General features: G+C 46.4%; 21 protein-coding genes. 11 read left to right on the forward strand and 10 right to left on the reverse strand.

Features of this window, described 5'->3' with window-relative positions; translation table 11 throughout:
• Positions 1–172: 172 nt before the first annotated feature.
• The 5 genes from G470_RS0103850 to G470_RS0103870 all read right to left on the reverse strand — a co-directional run bounded on the left by G470_RS0103850 (position 173) and on the right by G470_RS0103870 (position 4,932).
• On the reverse strand, positions 173–1,198 hold the full coding sequence (locus G470_RS0103850; RefSeq protein ID WP_156907931.1) for an aminomethyl transferase family protein: 1,026 nt from the start codon (positions 1,196–1,198) through the stop codon (positions 173–175).
• A 142-nt stretch (positions 1,199–1,340) separates the two neighbouring features.
• Positions 1,341–1,781: an organic hydroperoxide resistance protein gene (locus G470_RS0103855; RefSeq protein WP_028273679.1), complete on the reverse strand. Its 441-nt coding sequence runs from the start codon at positions 1,779–1,781 to the stop codon at positions 1,341–1,343.
• 84 nt (positions 1,782–1,865) lie between these two features.
• Complete coding sequence (gene yidA / locus G470_RS0103860; protein WP_028273680.1) at positions 1,866–2,675, reverse strand: sugar-phosphatase; 810 nt, start codon at positions 2,673–2,675, stop codon at positions 1,866–1,868.
• Positions 2,676–2,695: 20 nt separating this feature from the next.
• A complete protein-coding gene (locus tag G470_RS0103865) occupies positions 2,696–4,066 on the reverse strand; it encodes an HD domain-containing protein (RefSeq protein ID WP_028273681.1) in 1,371 nt (456 codons plus the stop codon).
• Positions 4,063–4,932, reverse strand: coding sequence for a lipoate--protein ligase family protein (locus tag G470_RS0103870; protein WP_028273682.1), 870 nt, complete (start codon positions 4,930–4,932; stop codon positions 4,063–4,065). The genes G470_RS0103865 and G470_RS0103870 overlap by 4 nt, the downstream gene beginning before the upstream one ends.
• 235 nt (positions 4,933–5,167) lie before the next feature.
• Between G470_RS0103870 and G470_RS0103875 the strand changes: the two genes are divergently transcribed.
• Positions 5,168–5,605, forward strand: coding sequence for a YwiB family protein (locus tag G470_RS0103875; RefSeq protein ID WP_028273683.1), 438 nt, complete (start codon positions 5,168–5,170; stop codon positions 5,603–5,605).
• A gap of 44 nt (positions 5,606–5,649) precedes the next feature.
• Positions 5,650–6,261 carry a DNA-directed RNA polymerase subunit delta gene (gene rpoE, locus G470_RS0103880; protein ID WP_028273684.1) on the forward strand — a complete coding sequence of 204 codons (612 nt, stop codon included), beginning with the start codon at positions 5,650–5,652 and terminating at the stop codon, positions 6,259–6,261.
• A 76-nt stretch (positions 6,262–6,337) separates the two neighbouring features.
• Here the strand turns inward: rpoE and G470_RS0103885 are convergent, their stop codons facing one another.
• The 5 genes from G470_RS0103885 to G470_RS0103905 form a co-directional block, all read right to left on the reverse strand.
• On the reverse strand, positions 6,338–7,156 hold the full coding sequence (locus G470_RS0103885) for a PepSY domain-containing protein (RefSeq protein WP_028273685.1): 819 nt from the start codon (positions 7,154–7,156) through the stop codon (positions 6,338–6,340).
• Between the two features lie 199 nt (positions 7,157–7,355).
• Positions 7,356–7,973 carry a PepSY domain-containing protein gene (locus G470_RS0103890; RefSeq protein WP_028273686.1) on the reverse strand — a complete coding sequence of 206 codons (618 nt, stop codon included), beginning with the start codon at positions 7,971–7,973 and terminating at the stop codon, positions 7,356–7,358.
• Positions 7,974–7,975: 2 nt separating this feature from the next.
• Positions 7,976–8,134: a hypothetical protein gene (locus G470_RS14370; protein ID WP_156907933.1), complete on the reverse strand. Its 159-nt coding sequence runs from the start codon at positions 8,132–8,134 to the stop codon at positions 7,976–7,978.
• 11 nt (positions 8,135–8,145) lie between these two features.
• On the reverse strand, positions 8,146–8,952 hold the full coding sequence (locus G470_RS14040; RefSeq protein WP_084172069.1) for an anti-sigma-I factor RsgI family protein: 807 nt from the start codon (positions 8,950–8,952) through the stop codon (positions 8,146–8,148).
• Entirely contained in the window at positions 8,949–9,674 is a 726-nt protein-coding gene (locus G470_RS0103905) for a sigma-70 family RNA polymerase sigma factor (protein WP_028273687.1), read from the reverse strand. The genes G470_RS14040 and G470_RS0103905 overlap by 4 nt, the downstream gene beginning before the upstream one ends.
• Before the next feature lie 339 nt (positions 9,675–10,013).
• Here G470_RS0103905 and fba point away from each other — a divergent pair, with 339 nt between their 5' ends.
• From fba to G470_RS0103950, 9 genes are all read left to right on the forward strand, one after another.
• The gene (gene fba, locus G470_RS0103910) at positions 10,014–10,871 is read left to right on the forward strand and encodes a class II fructose-1,6-bisphosphate aldolase (RefSeq protein WP_028273688.1); all 858 of its coding nucleotides are present in this window, start codon (positions 10,014–10,016) and stop codon (positions 10,869–10,871) included.
• A 209-nt stretch (positions 10,872–11,080) separates the two neighbouring features.
• On the forward strand, positions 11,081–11,641 hold the full coding sequence (locus tag G470_RS0103915) for a biotin transporter BioY (RefSeq protein WP_028273689.1): 561 nt from the start codon (positions 11,081–11,083) through the stop codon (positions 11,639–11,641).
• A 19-nt stretch (positions 11,642–11,660) separates the two neighbouring features.
• The gene (locus tag G470_RS0103920) at positions 11,661–12,926 is read left to right on the forward strand and encodes a UDP-N-acetylglucosamine 1-carboxyvinyltransferase (RefSeq protein WP_028273690.1); all 1,266 of its coding nucleotides are present in this window, start codon (positions 11,661–11,663) and stop codon (positions 12,924–12,926) included.
• A gap of 11 nt (positions 12,927–12,937) precedes the next feature.
• On the forward strand, positions 12,938–14,212 hold the full coding sequence (rho, locus tag G470_RS0103925) for a transcription termination factor Rho (protein WP_028273691.1): 1,275 nt from the start codon (positions 12,938–12,940) through the stop codon (positions 14,210–14,212).
• Between the two features lie 128 nt (positions 14,213–14,340).
• Complete coding sequence (locus tag G470_RS0103930; RefSeq protein WP_028273692.1) at positions 14,341–14,598, forward strand: type B 50S ribosomal protein L31; 258 nt, start codon at positions 14,341–14,343, stop codon at positions 14,596–14,598.
• 205 nt (positions 14,599–14,803) lie between these two features.
• Entirely contained in the window at positions 14,804–15,886 is a 1,083-nt protein-coding gene (locus G470_RS0103935) for a D-alanine--D-alanine ligase (protein WP_028273693.1), read from the forward strand.
• 60 nt (positions 15,887–15,946) lie between these two features.
• A complete protein-coding gene (locus G470_RS0103940) occupies positions 15,947–17,338 on the forward strand; it encodes a UDP-N-acetylmuramoyl-tripeptide--D-alanyl-D-alanine ligase (protein WP_028273694.1) in 1,392 nt (463 codons plus the stop codon).
• Positions 17,339–17,673: 335 nt separating this feature from the next.
• Positions 17,674–19,119 carry a degradosome RNA helicase CshA gene (gene cshA, locus G470_RS12625; protein ID WP_035445017.1) on the forward strand — a complete coding sequence of 482 codons (1,446 nt, stop codon included), beginning with the start codon at positions 17,674–17,676 and terminating at the stop codon, positions 19,117–19,119.
• 329 nt (positions 19,120–19,448) lie between these two features.
• On the forward strand, positions 19,449–19,662 hold a 214-nt coding region (locus tag G470_RS0103950; RefSeq protein WP_028273695.1), incomplete at its 3' end, for a hypothetical protein.

Below are 19,662 nucleotides of genomic sequence, written 5' to 3' on the forward strand. Positions count from 1 at the left end.
TTCCATGAATGGTGTCTTCATGAAAGAGCAGGCTGAAAACAACTGCTCACTCTTTTATGAAAAGCGCATTCACGAAAGAGTGACAGACTCACGTTTATTTTGTCGATAAAAAAGCCCACTTGCCGTGGGCAACTTGCTCCCAAAGACAAGCAGGCATGTTCAATGTACACTTTCAAGCTCTGATACGGCTGTGTTCTTCATCATAGAAGATGCGGTCGTGTGAAGTGGCTGTGTAGTCTTTGCCGCCGGATGTGAGGGTGATTGGTTCATTTTCAGGCACTTTTTCCGTGTCGATCAACACATACCCAATGTACTTCTCTACGGTATAGCCGTAAGTAAAGCTGGTTACCTTTCCAACTTCTTCACCGTTGTAAGTCACTGGCGCGCCTTCTTCGATGGCAACATCCGCTTCGTCCCCGGTCAAGGTAAAACCGCGCAACCGCATTGGCGATCCCTGTTCCTTTTCTTTCAGCAGCGCATCTTTTCCGATAAAGTCGGAATCCCAGTCAATGGACAAGTCCAGCATGGCTTCCATCGGAGTCAAGCCGCCGACATCGCTCATCAAAACATATCCTTTTTCAACCGGCAGACTCTTCAAGATGACATCCGTGGTCATTTCTTTGATGCCAAACTCTTCTCCCGCTTTCAATAGTTTGGAGCGCAGCTGGTCTGTCTTATCCGGTTGAATGTAAATCTCGAATCCAAGTTCTCCGGTGAAACCGGCGCGGGCAACCTTTACATCGAGGCCGTCCAGTTTGTTGTCCCGGATGCGGAAGTACTTTAAGTCATCGATGTTGTCCTGGAGGATTTTGTTCAACAAGTCGCGTGACTTCGGTCCTTGGACGGCGAACATCGAGACATTATGTGTAATTTCTTCAACGGAAACATCCAAGCTGCCTTTGTGCTTCTCCAGCCAGTCAAGCAGTTCTTTTACATATAAAGTGGACACCCAAAAAGTGTCTTCTGTCAATCGAAACACAATGACATCATCGATGATTTTTCCATCTTCATTGAGCATGGTCGTATATTGAGCTCTTCCCGGCTTGGTGGCGGCAATTTTGTTGACATAAATTCTGTCCAAGAAAGTCAAGGCATCGGGACCTTTCACTTCTACCAACTGGTGCGTAAAATCATAGAATCCGACATGGTTCCGAATCGTCTCATGCTCTTGTCTGCGTGCAGCGTCGTTTTTCAACATAACTGATTCTCCTTTCAAATAATCCGTTTATTCATCTATATTCAAGATATGGTAAACGTTTACATAAGTCAACTTTTTTAAGTAGGGAAGCTGGCTCAAGACGAGAAAAAACCGGCATGGACTGTCCATGCCGGTTGGTCGGTTATTTGCCTTCTTCGTATTCTACTGCTTTGACTTCCACATCGATGTTGTTTTGAGTGGCTTTGGAATAAGGGCAGAATTTTTGCGCTTTATCCGCAAGTTCTTGAGCTTTGTCCAACTCCATGCCTTCAAGGGCAACCTCGTGTTTAACAGCCAGTTTGAAGCCGTTGTCTGTCGAATCTTTCAACAAATACACCGTTGTGGTGATTTGGGATTTATTGGTAATCTTTTCTTCTGATTTATAATGCTCCAACGCAGAGTGGTAGCATGCGCTGTAACCTAATGCGAAGAGTTGCTCCGGATTGGTTCCTTGGCCGGGACCACCCATGTCTTTCGGTGTGGAGACACGTACTTCAAATGAACGATCCGCTAAATGACTCTCCCCGTCACGTCCACCTGTATTGACTGCTGTCGTAGCGTATAAATAATCTTTTTCTGCCATGCATAAACGCTCCTTTCACATTTTGGTACACATCTATTGTAACAATGATTCGGAACGTTTCCAACTTATCTGGCCTTGAAACCTTCACAAGGCAAAATCATAAATGGCCTGCGCCACCCCGTGTTCCAAATTGGAAAGGGTGATGTGGTCGCTGACTTCTTTGACTTTGTCCACCGCATTGTCCATCGCCACGCCCAAACCTGCGTAAGCGATCATGTCGATGTCGTTTTCATTGTCTCCGACAGCCATGACCCGTTCCCGGGAGAAGCCGAGGATTTCCGTCAAAACTTTCAACGCTTGGCCTTTGCTGGCTCGTTTGTTCAACACTTCCAAGAAAAACGGTTCGCTCCGTAGCACGGTGTACCGATCGCTCAAGTCCCGAGGCAGCCGGTCCAACGCAGCATCGATCAATTCGGGCGGATCGATCATCATCATTTTGCTGAACGTCATCTCCGGGTCGATTTCATGCACCGCACGGTAACGCAAAGGCAGGTTGACGATAAACGATTCTCTCACGGTATAATAGCTGATGTTTTTATTCGGTGTGAAAATCCCTTGGTCGTTGATGGCTTGGAAATGTACGCCGGCTTTTTCTGCAAGATCGGAAACGGTCAAAAAGTCTTGGTGATTCATAGTGTGATGGGCGAGGATGTCGCCGCTGTGCGAACGCTGGACTAAAGCCCCATTGTAGGTAATGACGTAATCTCCGTTATCCGTCAACCCCAGCTGCTCGAGGTAAGGCGTGACGCCGGGCAGCGGGCGGCCGGTGCACAGCACCACTTTGATTCCTGCCCGCTTGGCTTGTTGGACAGCGTCATGAACAGCCGGATCAATTTTTCCTTCAGGGTTGAGCAGAGTTCCGTCCATGTCTAAAGCAATCAAATCCATATTCATCGATGCAAAACTCCTTTAGTTTAGTTGTCTGGATGGATGATGGCATTGTTTCGGATGTAGCGGTTGAACTCCTCGACGAGAGGTTCAAACAAGGAAATTTCTTCTCTTTTAGAAGCGTTCAGGAATTCTTTCGGTACGTAAAAGCGCTCGTCGCCACGAATTTTCCCGGTCAGTGATTTCACCAGTTCGCTGGCTTCGCTCAATTCCACGATGCTGCCGTCGGGGTACATCAATTCAATCTGGGTTTTTCCGGGTTTGTCGTGGTGCGGTCGGTAAAAATCATACGGAAGGTCGTAACTGCTGTTGTAGGCAGTATAGTATTCCGTGTCGTATCCCGCTTCTTCGATAATCGATTCCAATTTTTTCAACACAGGTTCGTCTTTTCCCGGAGTGAACCGCACCGATTTCAATGGACGGCGGTCCAAAAAGCGGCCGGCCAAATCACTTAAAATCGGGTCGTGGTGCTCCTGCCACATCGTAAAGCAGGTCGTCATCGCTCCGTCATCCAGTCTTAAATAGTCATTTAAGGTAAACGACTCTTCAAAAAACGGCTCAAGCAAACCGACGGGCAGAGAATACTGGGGATCGTGGTACAATTTTTTTGCGCGTTTCAACAAGCGGTCCAATGTGACTTCCATTCCGCGGGATACCCGGTGGAAATACACCTGCATGTACATCTGGTAGCGGCTGACGATGTAATCCTCCACCGCATGCATCCCTTGGAATTGGAAGGCGATGCCGTTTTTGGAGGGACGGATGACACGCAGGATGCGCGTCAAGTCGAAAGCGCCGTATGTGACACCGGTGAAGTAAGCGTCCCGTTGGAGATAGTCCATCCGGTCGGCATCAATTTGGCTGGAAATCAGCTGCACCACTTGGGGATTTGGATAAGTATGTTGAATGACGCTTGCGACCTTTTTAGGGAAACCCGGGCCAACGCGCGCCAACACTTGATGGATTTCCGTTTCTGGAGACAAGATGATCCGTGTCGACAAGTCTTCGTGGTCAGTGCCGAAAATCGCTTCAAACGTGTGGGAATAGGGACCGTGTCCGATATCATGCAGCAGGGCAGCGCACAGGGCGACGATGCGTTCGTTGTCGTCCCAGCCGTCTGCGCCCTCTTTTTCCACAGAGAAGTTGCGGACAAACTTGTCGCAAATCCGGCGCGTGATTTCATACACGCCGAGGGAATGGGAAAAACGGGAATGTTCCGCTCCGTGGAAAGTGAACGAAGCGGTCCCGAGCTGTTTGATGCGGCGGAGTCGTTGGAATTCTTTTGTGTCGATCAAATCCAAAATCAGTTGATGCTGAATGTGAATGTAGCCGTGAACTGGGTCCCGGAAGACTTTTTCAATCGGCAGCAATTCGGTCACATCGTAGGGACGTGTCATTTGAGCACCTCTTCCTGTACGTAATCGCCTAACATCTGGCGGTTGCGTTTGATCATTTTAGTGAAGTTCGTGTCATATTCATCGCGGATGGTTTCGGTATAGACGCCTTCTGACAAAGCGGCGCCTTTTTCTTCTAATGTTTCCTTCAATAAGGAGACCACTTTTTCCACGGTGAGCTGCATCTTGAAGGCTTTTTCCACAGTGGTCATCACCGACGGGTCGATGTCGGGGAATGTCCATTTTACCGACTCTCCCTGCAGCCCCTGTTCGTAAAATTCTTTGATCATCGATGCCCGTTTGGTTTGATCCCCGTTGACACTGATGTAAATCATGATGGCCAGCCCGTTTTTGACGCGGCGCTGGGAAATACCGGCGATTTTTTGGCCGTTGACGCTCAAGTCATAATCGCCCGGGCAATAGGAATCGGAAATTTCATAAGCTTCCACCATTCCGGAGTATTCGCGGAACATCTCCTGGACGAGCTGCAACATGAGGTCGTACGCGGTGTTGATAGGGAGGCGCCCTTCTTTTTTGTCAGGGATGATGAGTGAAAAGTTCAACACGCCTTCATCGCCGACAACCGCTAGTCCGCCTGAGTTGCGGACGATGTAGTCGTATCCGTATGATTGGAACACAGACAGAGCTTCTCCGAAATGAGGCAGTTTGGTATCGGCCATACCTAAAATGACCAGTTCTTGAGTCGGCCAAATATGCAAAACCGGCTGCCGTGTCTGCCCTACATCAGCCAACAGGCTGTCCGCCAATGCAAAGTGGGAGATGGTCTGGTTGGAAAACGGCATGGTCTGCGCTTCATAGACGCGTATCGTTTGGTTGTTCAGTAAATAGGATAACAAATCATTTGACATGGAGATTCCTCTTTTTGGTAATTTTTTTAAGCTCTTTGAAAACACAGGATTCTTTTGCTTTCAGTATAGCAGAATTAAGCAACAGATGATATTGTGGAACGCAGAAAGAAACTCAAGAGCGAGGACGATTCGTTGATTTTGTGATAAACTAATGAAGAACCGGATCAAAACGGTTGACCAATGTTTGTAACCAGTGAACAATAAAAAATGAATGAGATGGAAAGGAGTTCTCGATATGCAGTCATCATTGAAAAAAGGGCTGCCCGTAGAAATCCATATGGAAACGATTCTTTATCAAAACGGGGAGGTCAATCACCACCAGTACACAGAATCTGGACGGTTGGTGGAGATGAACGGGTCTTATTATGTCCGTTACGAGGAAACACACGAAGATGGAAATGTACCTGTGACAGTGAAGATGGAAGCCGACGGGGTTGTGACGGTGATTCGCCGCGGCGAATGGATGACCCGGCTGCGTTTTGATGTGGACCAATCAACCGGAACGCATTATCACACACCGATGGGCGTTTTGCCGATCCGCATCGATACACAGGACGTCCGCATCAGCTACTACGACCAGCCGTTCTCTGGACGGGTACAAGTGGACTATACATTGAACATGGGCGATCAAAAATTAGGGGAATACCATTTGCGATTGCGTTTCACTACATGAGTGAGGTAAGATAAGAAGGAAATTTTTGAGAGGACGTGGAAAGAGTGGAATTAACCCAATTTGAAGGGCAACGTAAAGAAGAATTAGCAATGATTGAAGTGGCTCATGCCATTTTGGAAGTTAGAGGAGAGGTCATGCACTTCAACGATTTGTTGAAAGAAGTGGCTGAGTACTTGGAGTTGGATGACAGCCAAGTGGAAGCTGCGATGACACAGTTTTATACCGATTTGAACATTGACGGCAGCTTCATCTCTTTAGGCGAACACCGTTGGGGACTGCGTGAATGGTACCCGGTTGATTCCATCGATGAGGAATTGACTCACGACAACGATGAAGAAGATGAGCGTCCACGCAGAAGAAAACGCAAAGCAGTGGTGGAAGAAGAGGACTTGGAAGAAGACTTTGACGAAGAGGAATTCGAAGAAGACGAAGAAGAGTTCGAAGAGGAAGAAGAAGAGGAAGAAGAGGAAGACATCAAATACGGACAACGTGTGGATGTGGATGAGCACGGCGTCATGACCGATGAAGAAGACGAAGAAGATTTGGGAGAATACGAAGAAGATCTGACTGTATTAGAGGCAGAACCAGAAGAAGAGTTGGACGAAGACTTTTCTGAAGACGACGATGAAGAAGAGGAAGAAGACGAAGAATTCTGATTCTGAACATAGAAAGAGCTCCTTATCCTGCATAGGATAAGGAGCTCTTTGTGTCTATGACCGACAGAACGCGTTTTTAATCGTCTTGTTCGATCTCGTGATCCAAGATTTTTCCGGTAGCCGCATCGATGTCGTACTCATATTCGTGAGTGGAGGAGTGGAATTCAATTTCATAGTGTTTTCTTCCGTCGTCATCGTCCAATTCCACGTCATCAAACGTCACATCGGATGCGGACACGCCGGCATGTTTCAACGCAATTTGAACAGCTTGTTCTTTTGTTACTGTTTTAGTGCTTATTTTCTTTTTTGTTTCTCCTTTTGCAGGAGCTGTGTTGGTTTCGGAAGCGTTCACTTGTTTCTTCGGAGCAGATGTTTTCTTATCATCACGGTCATTGGAGGAATCGATTTTTTTCTTCGGCGTTTCTGTTTGTTTCTTTTGCTTAGGTTCGTCATTGTTGTCCGCTGTTTTTGTTTCTTTCTTCTCAGAAGCAGCCGGCTTTGTTGTTTTGGATTGCGTCTTGGAGGAGGCTTTTGCTGCGCCGTTATCACGTTCGAACTTTAATACCTTTTTGGTTACAGCATGGATGTCGTATTCATACTCCACCTCGTCCACATGAAATTCCAATTCATAAAGTTGGTCATGCTTATCCAGTTCTTCATCGTCAAAGCGGGCGTCTTTTCCGGGTACACCTGCATGGTCAAAAGCGATTTGTTTTGCTTCATCAAGAGAAAGAAATTCCGGCTGTTTCTCTTCTTGTGCCGCTTCAACAGGTGCTTGGACCTGAGAAATTCCTTTCACGCGAACATCCTCTTTTGCTGCCAGACCGGTTGGCAGACCCACCAAAAGTAAGGCACCTGCAGTGATCCCCAACATCTTTTCCATTTTATTTGCCATGATACTCTCTCCTCTTTTTTTGTTTTAGCCTTTTTGGCCTTTCACTAATAGAATACGGAGGAAAGAAAAACAAACCGGGGTCGTTGGGAGAAAAGTGGGAAAGTTTTTTCTAGTGGCTAAAAAACGGTTACAGATGCATGTAAAATGAAAACAGCCGCCTCATATGCGAGCGGCTGTTCAGAGATGGGAAGGGAAGTGCTCAATCCTCTCCGTCACGTTCATAAATCAATATATTCCCAGTTTCAGCATGTACTTCTACTTCGTATTCGAAACCGCCGTGATGGAATTCAATTTCATAATAGGGCACGCCATCGTCTTCATCCAATTCCATGTTGTCGTAAATCACTTCTGTTCCGGAAAGGCCGGCATAGGTCAGAGCATTTTCTTTTACCTGTTCAAGGGTGATTCTGTTGGGGCCGGCTTCTTCGGTTGAAGCTGAATTCTCTGGTTCTTTTGGTGGGGCAGATGACGTCTGGGAAGACGAGCTGTCTGCTTGAGCGTTTGGAGTGGAAAAATCCAACTCCATTACCGTTTCTTGGATGGTGTTGCTCAATTGGTTCAAGAAATCCTCGTGAGGCATCACGGAACCAGGTTCCAGTTCCAATGTAATGTTGCGGGTGGTTCCATCTGATTCATTCACTAAATGTCCTGCGTCATGAATTAACCCAACAAGGTCCTGGACGACTTCGCGGCTGTCTTTGCCAACATAATCCGGGTAAGAAGCAACGATTTCCTCTCCGGCCGGATTCGTGCCGTCCAATCGAGTCACCAACCCTTCTTTGTTGTATTCAATCTGCACTTCGGGATTGATGCGCAAGGTCAGTGGCCTGAATTGAAAGAAGCCTGCGTCAAGCTGGATTCTTCAAAGGAGGATGCAGTCTCAGATTCTTCAGGGGAAGAGGCGAGTCCGCAGCCTGTCAGCATCACGAATGACATCAGTGACAAGAAAACTTTATTTAATAGCTGTTTTTGGGTCATTCCCACTCTCCTTAATCATCGTCATCGTCATCATCCGTATCGTCATCGTCATCGTCATCGTCATTGTCATCATCGTCTGTATCGTCGTCATCTGAATCATCATCTATATCCGTATCATCATCCCCATCATCGTTCACGTCGTCATCCATATCGTCACCATCCGCGTCATCAACCTCTACAGGAGCGCTTGTATCCTGTGGTTGTCCGGCCGGCGGAGCATCTTCGACATTGGTGATTTCAATGGTGACGGAAAGTCTGCCGTCTAAATATTTCGTGATGGTGCTCCTCAGCTCCACGCCGTATTGCTGGAACTGCTCGTTGGTAGCGTCAATGCGGAAGGTGATTTGGTCTCCTTCCGTCAGGAACCCCATATCAATGGCGCGTTCAATGAGTTCTGTTGTGACTGTCGTTCGATCTCTGTTCTGCGGTTCGTATCCTTCGACCAACGCTTTTCCATCCGGGTTCATGCCTTCTATGTCGACAACGTCTCCATCGTCATTCAAGTCCATTCTGACTTCCGGATTGATTCTCAAATAGATAGAAGAAGCAACAGTGATTGACGGGTCTTGGGTGACGGTTCTTGTGAAGACGAACAAAAATGCAACGGCGGCTAAGGCAACCAAGACGGAGGCGACGCCTTTTTTCGATTTGAACGTCGTTACTTTGGATGGTTTTGCCGGCGGGTCATCTCTCATAAGGACGGGGTTTTTTACTGTTTGTCCTACTTCATAGTTAGGATTGGCAGCTTTTACAAAACGACCTTCCTCATCGAGAAGAACCGCATAACTCGTAAATGTCTCCATCACGATGTACTTCATTCTGCGTTCTCCCTTTTCAAAACTTGGTGTAAGTGCCCGCGGATGATTTCATAGCCGTTGGAATAAATCAACAAGAGGGTAACCAGGTACTTTCGATGGCGCTCCAATGTTTTCTTTTCCACGTTTGCGCCTTTGGCTATTTTTGTAATCGGAAGGCGGCGGGTACGGAGAAACAACTCCATTAAATTCGGTTGCTCCTTTACGTACTGGAGTGCTTTCTTACAAGTGTGGAGCGTACGCTGCTGCTTGGGGCTGTTTTCCGCGACATCTGTCAACGTCACACCAAATTCTCTCATTTGAGTGGACAGTTCTTCAATTTCTTCTCGAGTGGCTTGGCGTGTGTGCAAAGTTTCGTTGGGATTTTCGTCATCAGTCAACGTTTCTGAAAGCGGGGTGTCATCGTCCTCTCGTGCAGCATCGATTGAAAGGTTGCCACTGTGGCGTTTGTTTTTCCTCCAGTAATCGATGAGGCGGTTTTTGATTAAAAGAGAAGCATAGTTCAGGAAAGACCCTCGTTTACGGGAATAGCCTTGGATGGCTTCGTGAAAAGCGATCATGGCGATGCTAAATTCGTCATCGTGGCCTTCGATAGGGGGGCGGTTTAGAAATTTTGCCGTTTCGGCTTTGATGAACGGCATATAAGCCGAAATGAATCGGTCAGCGGCCTGCATGTCTCCTTTGGACGCATAGACCTGCTGAACGATGGAATGTTCTGTTTCCATCCAACACTTCCTACTTCTTATGTAGAATACGTATCATAAATGTTGAAATTGGGGTCCTTTATTCACTTTATTGATTCATTACTTTCAATTATAAAGACTCTCAACAGAAAATACAGGTGGGAATTGTTAAAATACTGAAAAGAGAACTTCGACAAGGAAAGGGACGATAAGGGCCCCGGCGGGACGGAAAATAATGAACTATGAGAAAATTCTTATTGAAAAACAGTCTTATCAAGGAGAAAAGTGGTTTCATTCTATAGAAAGTTTGCTATAATAAAAGCGTCGATGAAAATATTTTCAGACAACTACAATGCGAAATACATAGGGAGGAAACAAATGATGACTCGTTTAGTCAGTATGACCGAAATGCTCAACAAAGCTTTGAAAGACAAATATGCAGTAGGGCAGTTCAACATCAACAACTTAGAGTGGACTCAGGCAATTCTCCAGGCTGCTCAAGAAGAACAATCACCAGTTATTTTAGGTGTTTCTGAAGGCGCTGCAAAATACATGGGTGGATTCAAAGTAGTGACAGCTATGGTCAACGCTTTGATTGAAACAATGGATATCACAGTTCCGGTAGCATTGCACTTGGATCATGGTTCTTCATTGGAAAAATGCCGCGCAGCAATTGATGCTGGATTTTCATCTGTTATGATTGACAACTCTAAGTTTCCAATCGAAGACAACATCAAAGCAACACGTGAAGTTGTTGAGTACGCTCACTCCAAAGGCGCATCTGTTGAAGCTGAAGTAGGAAGCGTCGGCGGGGAAGAAGACGGTGTGACCGGCGGAGTCATCTATGCGAATCCAGAAGAATGCAAACGCATGGTGGAAGAAGCGAAGATCGATGCTTTGGCTGCAGCGTTGGGTTCTGTTCACGGAGCATATGTCGGCGAACCGAAACTTGGGTTTGACGAGATGAAAGAAATTTCCGAATTGACAGGCGTTCCTCTTGTATTGCACGGAGGATCCGGTATTCCAACTCACCAAATCAAACAAGCGATTGAATACGGACATACAAAAATCAACGTAAACACTGAGTTGCAACAAGTATGGACGCAACGTGTACGTGAAATTTTGGAAACAGACAAAAAAGTGTATGACCCACGTAAAATCATTGGGCCAGGAAAAGAAGACATCATGAACGTAGTGAAATCTAAAATGCGTGAATTTGGTTCTTCCAACCAAGCTTAAAAAGGAAAAAAACGGAAGTCTCGAGCAGCTGCTCGCAAGGCTTCCGTTTTTTCTTTGCTCTAGAGGCAGGCGGCCGTTTTCTACATTAAAAACCAACTTCTTTTATAATTGTATCTGTTTATGAAATGCTGTACAATGATTCTTGAATGTCACTATGTTGCGAAAAAAACAATTTCGCATCGGTTTCGGAAAGAGAGGAATTTCATTAGATGCACCGGTTTCACGCAAAAGAACTTGTCCGAATTGCCCTTATGACGGCTTTGCTTTCTGTGTTCTCATTGGTTGCGATTCCACTTGGGCCGATTCCAATCACGTTACAGACTGCTTTTTTCCTTTTCATTCCGGCCGTGCTTGGCGCGAGAAATGGATGTGTCTCAATTTGTTTATATCTAATGATGGGCTTGCTCGGCCTTCCGGTATTTGCCGGTGGTGCGGGCGGCCTTCAACATATTTTCACGCCTTCTTTCGGGTATCTCCTGGGAGCGTGTTTGTCTGCCCCGCTGATTGGAAAAGAAACAACAAACGAAAAATCATTCTGGCCCTTATTTAGAACGTTTCTTTTAGGGTTGGGATTGATTTACGCTGTAGGAATCGGGTATGCACATTGGGTAATGAATCGTGTTTTAGAGACCCCGGTTGGATGGGGAACGCTTATTATTATGAATTTGACAACGTTTTTACCGCTTGATTTTATCAAAACAACGATGGCTGCATGGGTGTATCTGCAGCTTCCAAACAAATACAAAACAACTGCGACTCAACACAGATAAAGAAATGAGGCTTTGAAGAGTGAAAAAAATTGTGATTAATGGTAATAATGAATTAACAGGTACCGTGACCATCAGTGGAGCAAAAAACAGTACCGTGGCGTTGATTCCTGCCGCAATCATGGCAGATTCACCTGTCACATTGGAAGGTGTACCGAATATTCAAGATGTTCATTCCTTGATTGATATTTTGAATTCGATGAAAGTGAAAACCGATTTTGACGGGTCAACGTTGGTAATCGATCCGACAGAAATGGTGTCCATTCCGATGCCGAGTGGGAAAATCAACAGTCTGCGGGCTTCTTATTACTTTATGGGCGCTTTGCTGACGAAGTTTGGAGAAGGCGTTGTCGGTCTTCCGGGAGGCTGCTTCTTAGGACCGCGTCCGATTGACCAGCATTTGAAAGGGTTCCGCCAGTTGGGTGCCATTGTCGACAACGAGCAAGGTGCCATGTACTTACGCACCACGGAAGATGGGTTGGAAGGTGCACGCATTTACTTAGACGTAGTGTCGATCGGTGCAACAATCAACGTTATGTTAGCGTCTATCAAAGCAAAAGGACGAACCATTATTGAAAACGCGGCCCGCGAACCTGAAATCATTGACGTGGCGACGTTGTTGAACAACATGGGTGCGAAAATCCGCGGAGCCGGAACAGACACTATCCGCATCGACGGTGTAGAAGAGTTGCATGGATGCCGCCACACTATCATTCCGGACCGGATTGAAGCAGGCACTTATTTGGCAATCGGAGCGGCTGCCGGAAACGATGTGCTTGTCAAAAACGTCATCGTGGAGCACCTTGAAGGCCTTTTAGCGAAAATGGAAGAAATGGGTGTGCCGATGGTGATCGGCGAAGACAGCATCCGCGTATTGAAGCCGGAGAAATTGAAAGGCGTTCAGATCAAAACCCAGCCATATCCTGGTTTTGCGACCGACCTTCAACAACCGATTACACCGTTGTTATTGATGGCGGAAGGCGAATCCATGATTATGGACACCATTTATCCGAAACGTGTCAAACACATCCCTGAATTGAAGCGGATGGGCGGCAATGCGCGCGTAGAAAGTGACTTGATTTTGATTGAAGGACCTGCACAATTGACAGGAGCCCAAGTGGCCGCCAGTGATTTGCGCGCCGGTGCTTGCTTGGTCATCGCTGGTTTGAGCGCAGAAGGCACAACAGAAATTACAGGCGTTGAAAATATCCTTCGTGGGTACGATCACATCGTTGAAAAATTGACGGAGCTTGGAGCAGATATCCAAATGATCGAAGAAGACGAATAGGAGAGCTTATATTGAGTGAAATACTGACGCTGAGAGAATTAGAAAATAAAACATTAAAAGAGATTTATCAATATGCGCGGGATTTGAAAATTCCTTATTACAGCCAGATGAACAAAAAAGAGCTGGCGTTGGCTGTGATCCGTGCACAGGAAGAAAAGCAAGGCTATTTCCAAGCCGAAGGTGTATTGGAGATTATGTCTCAGCAAGATTTTGGATTCCTCCGCCCAATCAATTATACAGCGAGCAAAGAAGACATCTATATTTCCTCTTCCCAAATCAAACGGTTCGGCCTGCGAAACGGAGACAAAATTACCGGAACAGCCCGGCCGCCGAAACCCAACGAACGCTATTATGGTTTGATGCAAGTTCATTTGGTGAATGGAAGAAACCCGGAAGAAGCCACCGAACGTCCGCACTTCCCGGCATTGACGCCGCTGTATCCGGACAAACGGATGATGCTGGAAACAGACAAACAGAAATTGTCCACACGCATCATCGACTTGGTGTCACCGATCGGTTTTGGTCAGCGGGGTCTTGTGGTCGCGCCGCCTAAAGCAGGGAAGACCACTTTGCTGAAGGAGATCGCCAACGGCATCACCGTGAACTATCCGGACGTGGAATTGATCGTGCTGTTGATTGACGAGCGGCCGGAAGAAGTCACAGACATCGAACAGAGTGTGTCGGGAGAAGTGGTTTCGTCCACGTTCGACCAACAGCCGCAAAACCATGTGAAAGTGAGCGAATTGGTTTTGGAACGGGCCATGCGTTTGGTGGAAGACAAACGTGATGTGGTCATCTTGATGGACAGCATCACCCGTTTGGCACGTGCGTACAACTTGGTGGAATCTCCGAGTGGACGGACGCTCAGCGGAGGGATTGACCCCGCCGCGCTGTACCGGCCGAAACGGTTCTTTGGAGCTGCGCGCAATATTGAAGAAGGCGGCAGTTTGACCATTATCGCAACCGCATTGGTGGATACTGGGAGCCGTATGGATGATGTCATCTACGAGGAATTCAAAGGAACCGGAAATATGGAACTGCACTTGTCCCGTGAATTGGCGGAACGCCGCATTTATCCGGCGATCGATATCCAACGTTCAGGCACCCGTAAAGAAGAGTTGCTGATGCCGAAAGAACACTTGGACATCATGTACAGCCTGCGACGCAACATGAAAGGCAGCAGTCTGGAGTACACCGATCAATTTATCCGGACACTGCGCAATTATCCGGACAACGAAGCGTTTCTCAAAAACGCAGCTCGGTCCAAAAATCAAAACAAAGTGTGACAGTTTCATTTCCAAAAATGAAAAAGTATTGCGCTTGAAAAAAGTGTATGGTATTATATCTGATGTTGCCTAAGGGTAAAATAACTCTGGTACAAAAATGGACCAGGGCATAAGGAGTGAAAATGAACATGAAACAAGGAATCCATCCAGAATATAGAGATGTCGTTTTTATGGATACTTCAACAGGATTCAAATTCTTGACAGGGTCTACAAAAACTTCTAATGAAACAGTTGAATGGGAAGATGGAAAAGAATACCCACTAATCCGTGTGGAAATTTCTTCTGATTCTCATCCATTCTACACAGGACGTCAAAAGTTCACTCAAGCAGACGGACGTGTGGATCGTTTCAACAAGAAATACGGCTTTGCAAACTCAAACGAATAATCACCATGATGAACATTCAAAAGGCTGGGGCTTCCCAGCCTTTTTTTATTTTCTGAACAAACAAAGTTTTTGGCACTATAATATTTTTTCCAACAGTTCATTGTGATAGAATAAAGCTGTCACAAATAGGAGTGTCGCTGAAGCGAGGATTGCTTGGCCTTAAGAGGATAAGAGTACAAGACGGAGAATTCGGAGGAAACGACAAATGAAGATTTTTATGATCTATGGTGGGAAAAGTGCAGAACACGACATATCCATTCTGTCCGCTCATTCCATTATGACTGAAATCTATTATGAATATTATGAAGTGATTCCTGTTTACATCACGCGAGACGGGAAATGGGTGAAAGGTCCGCGTATCACCCGAGCGGAAGAAGTTCTTTCCCAAGAAGACCTTCGACTCGGTTTTGACGAAGAAGGCGTACAAAGCGGAAAAGGAACGCCGTTTGAACTGTCGGAATTACAAGAAAAAGATGCGATTGCCTTCCCGGTTTTGCACGGACCGAACGGAGAAGACGGAACGATTCAAGGGTTGTTTGAAGTGCTCAACGTACCTTATGTAGGAGCAGGTGTATTGGCAAGTGCATGCGGAATGGACAAGAGTGTGTCGAAAATCTTGTTCCAAAATGAAGGCCTGCCGCAAGTTCCGTACAAAAAAGTATTGAAAAACGAATGGGAAGTTGATTCAGACACAGTGCTGGCTGCGTGCCAAGAAGAATTGGCGTATCCGCTGTTTGTCAAACCGGCAAACTTGGGATCCAGCGTCGGTATTTCAAAAGCGGAAAACCGCGATCAATTGATAGAAGCCATCCGCATGGCTTTCGAGTACGACCGCATCATTGTCATCGAACAAGGCGTTGACGCGCGTGAAATCGAAGTGGCGGTACTCGGGAACGAAGACATCCATACGTCTGTTCCAGGAGAGTTGGTCAAACAACAAGGGTTCTACGATTACGAATCCAAGTACTTAAAAAACGAAGTGGTGTTGCAGATTCCGGCAAAATTGTCTGATGACATCAAAACGCAGTTGCGGGAATATGCAGCCCGAGCGTTTTCTGCCGTCCAAGGAAGTGGATTGAGCCGGGTGGATTTCTTCTTGACGGAAGACGACGAAATCTACCTCAATGAAATCAACACATTCCCTGGGTTCACCCAGTTTAGTATGTACCCGCGGTTATGGGAAAGTACGGGCTTGGCGTACGGCGACCTAATTGAAGAACTGATTCAATTGGGGCTGCAGCGTTTCCGTGACACCCAAAATTATGATTCAAAAGACCGCGAAAATTAAAAAATAAAAGGGCCGGTCATCATGTCCGGTCTCTTTTTCATCATAAATACGGAGGATAACATGAGTAAATGGACTTTAGGGGAAATCGCCCGTGCGGTGAATGCCCAAAACGATGTTTCTGCCTGGGAAGAGATTGAAATCAACAGTGTCGCTTTTGATACCCGCAAATTGACGGAAGGGTCTCTGTTTGTTCCGTTGATCGGCAACCAAGACGGCCACAAATTTATCGAAGACGCCATTCAAAACGGTGCACAAGCTGCTTTTTGGAGCCGGCCGCTCTCGGAAGCGCCGACCGATTTTCCAGTGATTCAAGTGGAAGACACCTTGCAGGCGCTGCAGCAATTTGCGACATACTACCTGAACAAAGTCGCGCCATTGGTTGTGGGCATCACCGGAAGCAATGGAAAAACAACGACCAAAGATATGACGGCAGCGGTGTTGTCGACAAAGTACAAAACCCATAAAACCCAAGGGAACTTTAACAACGAAATCGGGATGCCGGTCACTATTTTGGATATGCCGGAAGACGCCGAGGCCGTTGTATTGGAAATGGGCATGAGCGGAAAAGGGGAAATCAAACAACTGTCCGAACTGGCGGAACCGGATGTCGCCATCATAACCATGATCGGAGAGTCCCACATCGAATTCTTCGGTTCCCGGGAAGGCATCGCCGACACCAAAATGGAAATCATTTCTGGGTTGAAACCAAACGGAGTATTGATTTTCCCCGGAGAAGAACCACTTTTGGTGGAACGCACCGCCCAAATGCCGGAAGAGAAGAAACGCACTTTCGGAAACGGACAAGCCGTCTCGCTGCGTCCGCTTCAAGTGAACAGCGAACTGCGAAATACTTCCTTTACCACGAATTTGTACCCGGAACAGCCGATTCAGCTGCCGATTCCCGGCACATACAACGTCCAAAATGCTCTCGCAGCTTTGTTGGCGGGCATGGAATTGGACGTGCCTTATGAGAAAGCGGCGGAAAGTTTGGCCGAATTCCAGTTGACGAAAAACCGTTTGGAATGGCTGGACGGGAAGAACGGCACCATTTTGTTGAACGATGCGTATAACGCTAGCCCGACATCGATGAAAGCTGTTCTGCGTTACTTTGCTTCCATCGATACCGGTGCGCGCAAATTTGCGGTATTGGGAGATATCCGTGAACTGGGCGAATTGTCCAGAGAACTTCATTTGAGCGTGAAAGAAGCCATCGAACCCGAGAGACTGGATGAAGTGGTTTTATATGGAAAAGAGATGCGTGCCCTGTACGAAGCGTTGAGAGACGAGTTCCCGTCTGAACGGTTGCATCATTTCCAAGAAGACAAAGCGGAATTGATCTCTTATATAGAAGAACATGCTCAAACTGGAGATTACATTCTTCTCAAATCCAGCTTTGGCACGGATTTGTTGAGCGTGGCCAATGCCTTGCGGACAGAAAAGGATGAGATGTGACAGTCTAAAACGCATTCATTTCAAAAAGTATGAAAATGAATTGAAAACGAAAAACAATCGTGTTACGATAGTGAAGCGAAATCGGCTCGCTGATCATGGAGACCTGTATGTTACAGCAATTTTTTGATATAAATGAATTCTCGAATGAGAACGAAGAAAACTTTGGCCTGGTGTACCGTCGTTGAAGAGGACACCAGGTTTTTCTATGAGCGGTGACCCGTTTCTGCTGTGGAGGCAAGAAACTGGACCATATTTTAACTGACAAGTAAAATGAAATCAGGAAGAATCAGTTCGATTGCTTGCCTCAACTAAGCACATATACAGGAGGAAAACGAGTGAAATTTACCGAACTCAATTTAGCACCAGAATTACTTCAATCCATCGAACGCATGGGATTTGAAGAGATGTCCCCTATTCAAGAACAAACGATCCCTTTGGCATTGGAAGGACATGACGTCATTGGTCAAGCCCAAACCGGAACAGGGAAGACAGCTGCCTTTGGTTTGCCGATGCTGCAAAAAATCGACACCAAAAACCGCAGTGTTCAAGGATTGGTCATCGCACCAACCCGTGAATTGGCTATCCAGGTACAGGAAGAATTGTTCCGTTTAAGCCGCGACAAGCGCGTCCGCGTGCAAGCCGTTTACGGAGGAGCGGACATCCGTCGTCAAATCCGTGCCCTTAAAGATGGAGCACACATCGTTGTTGGAACACCAGGACGTATGTTGGACCACATTCGCCGTAAAACGTTGAGATTGGATGGTGTGCAAACACTTGTCTTGGACGAAGCAGACGAAATGTTGAACATGGGCTTCATCGAAGACATCGAATCCATCATCAAAGAGGTGCCGGAAACACGTCAAACGTTGTTGTTCTCAGCGACTATGCCGGAACCGATCAAACGTATCGGCGTAAAATTCATGAAAAATCCGGAACTTGTCCGCATCAAAACAAAAACATTGTCCGCAGCGAACATCGAACAATACTTCACGAAAGCGCGTGACAACGAGAAATTTGATGTGATGACTCGTTTGATGGACATCCAAAATCCGGAAGCGTCTATCGTTTTTGCCCGCACAAAACGTCGTGTTGACGAATTGGCACGAGGACTTGAAATGCGTGGATACAACGCAGAAGGCATTCACGGAGACTTGTCTCAAAGCAAACGGATGAGTGTCTTGAAGTCCTTCAAACAAGGAAATGTCGACATTTTAGTGGCGACTGACGTAGCTGCTCGTGGACTGGATATCTCTGGTGTCACACACGTCTACAACTTCGATATTCCACAAGACCCAGAAAGCTATGTACACCGCATCGGCCGTACTGGACGTGCAGGAGCAAAAGGGGTTTCCGTCACGTTTGTCACACCAAACGAAATGAGCTACCTGCGCACGATTGAAGACTTGACGAAACAGCAAATGACTCCGCTTCGTCCACCAACAGACGCGGAAGCATTGGAAAGCCAAGTTCAAAGTGCGATGGAAGACATCGACAAACTGGTCGTAGACAATGGCTTGGATCGATACAAAAATGCTGCTGACACATTGTTGAGCTCTTACTCTGCGGAAGATTTGGCAGCGGCATTGGTGAAATCGATGGTCAAAGACCCGACTGAAATTCCGGTTCGTATCACTCCGGAACGTCCGTTGCCATCGAAAAAACGCCGCAATAAAGGCTTCAACCGAAAAGGCGGAAAAGGAAACAACCGTCGTGGACGTGGAGGCGAGCGTGGAGGAAGACGCCGCGATAACCGCGACAACCGTAAAAAATACAACAAGTAAGCTCGAAAAAGAGAGGCTAGGACAAAAATCCCAGCCTCTTCTGCGTTTCCGAATAGGCCAGCGAAAATGCGCTCCAAAATGCAGACCCGACGTCCACTTCACGAATAATGCTCGAGGGGCTTCGCCCCTCATCCGCTTATTCGCTCCAACGGTTCGGGTCTAAACGCATTTTGTCCCGCTCTACTAATCTTAGTATGTTTTTCTTTGTGAATGCTATGTGTAAAATAGTTGTCGGAAAGTAAAATAGTAGGGTAAGAAATTAAAGTAGACAAAAAGGAAGAAGACCCTTAATCTAGAGATAACCACAAATCCAGAAAAGAGGTCTTCTTATGAATCAAATTATAGCAGAAATTGCCAGTATATTAAAGGATTCTGAAACATTATTAGACAGTGAAATACGATTAGATCAATACCTTCCAAAAGTCATGTGTGAGCTGGTTTCCAAAGCAATCGAGATGATTGATTTGGAATTAATTCATACTTATAAAGAAAAAGGATACGATATACAGAAAACAATGAAACGTACCGTTCAGTTCTCTTACG

Source organism: Atopococcus tabaci DSM 17538 (assembly GCF_000429585.1).
Lineage (GTDB): Bacteria > Bacillota > Bacilli > Lactobacillales > Carnobacteriaceae_A > Atopococcus > Atopococcus tabaci.

What these genes read in the sequence shown, in the direction of transcription:
- G470_RS0103850 (WP_156907931.1), bottom strand. Translation starts at nt 1,198, where the DNA reads ATGTTGAAAAACGACGCTGCACGCAGACAAGAGCATGAGACGATTCGG.
- G470_RS0103855 (WP_028273679.1), bottom strand. Translation starts at nt 1,781, where the DNA reads ATGGCAGAAAAAGATTATTTATACGCTACGACAGCAGTCAATACAGGT.
- yidA (WP_028273680.1), bottom strand. Translation starts at nt 2,675, where the DNA reads ATGAATATGGATTTGATTGCTTTAGACATGGACGGAACTCTGCTCAAC.
- G470_RS0103865 (WP_028273681.1), bottom strand. Translation starts at nt 4,066, where the DNA reads ATGACACGTCCCTACGATGTGACCGAATTGCTGCCGATTGAAAAAGTC.
- G470_RS0103870 (WP_028273682.1), bottom strand. Translation starts at nt 4,932, where the DNA reads ATGTCAAATGATTTGTTATCCTATTTACTGAACAACCAAACGATACGC.
- G470_RS0103875 (WP_028273683.1), top strand. Translation starts at nt 5,168, where the DNA reads ATGCAGTCATCATTGAAAAAAGGGCTGCCCGTAGAAATCCATATGGAA.
- G470_RS0103885 (WP_028273685.1), bottom strand. Translation starts at nt 7,156, where the DNA reads ATGGCAAATAAAATGGAAAAGATGTTGGGGATCACTGCAGGTGCCTTA.
- G470_RS14370 (WP_156907933.1), bottom strand. Translation starts at nt 8,134, where the DNA reads ATGACCCAAAAACAGCTATTAAATAAAGTTTTCTTGTCACTGATGTCA.
- G470_RS14040 (WP_084172069.1), bottom strand. Translation starts at nt 8,952, where the DNA reads ATGAAGTACATCGTGATGGAGACATTTACGAGTTATGCGGTTCTTCTC.
- G470_RS0103905 (WP_028273687.1), bottom strand. Translation starts at nt 9,674, where the DNA reads ATGGAAACAGAACATTCCATCGTTCAGCAGGTCTATGCGTCCAAAGGA.
- fba (WP_028273688.1), top strand. Translation starts at nt 10,014, where the DNA reads ATGACTCGTTTAGTCAGTATGACCGAAATGCTCAACAAAGCTTTGAAA.
- G470_RS0103915 (WP_028273689.1), top strand. Translation starts at nt 11,081, where the DNA reads ATGCACCGGTTTCACGCAAAAGAACTTGTCCGAATTGCCCTTATGACG.
- G470_RS0103930 (WP_028273692.1), top strand. Translation starts at nt 14,341, where the DNA reads ATGAAACAAGGAATCCATCCAGAATATAGAGATGTCGTTTTTATGGAT.
- G470_RS0103935 (WP_028273693.1), top strand. Translation starts at nt 14,804, where the DNA reads ATGAAGATTTTTATGATCTATGGTGGGAAAAGTGCAGAACACGACATA.
- G470_RS0103940 (WP_028273694.1), top strand. Translation starts at nt 15,947, where the DNA reads ATGAGTAAATGGACTTTAGGGGAAATCGCCCGTGCGGTGAATGCCCAA.